General features: G+C 74.2%; 1 protein-coding gene. It reads right to left on the bottom strand.

Annotated features, from left to right (window positions below):
* Positions 1–902 (bottom strand): condensation domain-containing protein (locus tag HC031_RS32225; protein ID WP_240943301.1); only part of this gene is annotated, 902 nt, incomplete at both ends.

The following is a 902-nucleotide window of genomic DNA, read 5'->3' as shown; positions in this document are numbered from 1 at the left end:
TCGCGTGCCGTGTCGTTCCAGTCCGCGAGGACCCGGTGGCGTTCGTCGGGGGTGAGGAGGTCGAGGTCGCCGACCCGGCCGGTGGGGTCGTCGGCGAGGGTGCGCAGGGTGTGGGCCAGATGCGCGGCGATGCGGTCGATGGTGGCCGCGTCGAACAGGGTGGGGTCGTAGCCGAGCTCGACGGTCAACCGGTCGCCGGGGATCGCGACGGCGATCAGCGGAAAGTTGGTGGTCTCCACCGCGTCCAGGTCGCGGATGCGCAGCCCGTGCGCGGCCGCGGCCCGGTCGTTGATCGGATAGTTTTCGAACACCACGGCGCTGTCGAACAGGTTGGCCCCGCCGGGCAGGTCGGCCCAGCCCTGCAGCTGGGCCAGCGCCACGAAGTCGAACCGGCGCGCCTCGGCCTGCGCGGTCTGCAACCGCCGCAGCCAGTCGGCCAACCCGGCGGCCTCGTCCACGGCGACCCGCACCGGCAGGGTGTTGATGAAGATCCCGGTGATCGCGTCCGCGCCCGGCAGGTCGGCCGGCCGGCCGGACACGGTGGCGCCGAAGCACACGTCCCGCTGCCCGCCGTAACGGGCCAGCAGCAGCGCCCACACCCCCTGCACCACCGTGTTGAGCGTCAACCGGTGCCGCCGGGCGAACTCCTCCAACCGCGCGGTCTCCGCCTCACCCAGACTGACCGGCAGCCAGTCGGCCGAGCTGGCCGCGTGCCCCGGCGCCGGCACCCGGTCGAACGGCAACGCCGTGGGCGCCTCGAACCCGGCCAGCACCCCACGCCAGTACCGCTCGGCCTCACCCCGGTCCCGCCCGGCCAGCCACCGCAGATAGTCCCGGAACGGCCGCCGCGCCACCAACTCCGGCCGCCGACCCGCCGCCAACGCCGCATGAGCGGCGAACAC

It is taken from the genome of Planosporangium thailandense, from assembly GCF_011947195.1.
GTDB classification, from domain to species: Bacteria; Actinomycetota; Actinomycetes; order Mycobacteriales; family Micromonosporaceae; genus Planosporangium; species Planosporangium thailandense.
This window is presented reverse-complemented; position numbering and strand designations above follow the sequence as displayed.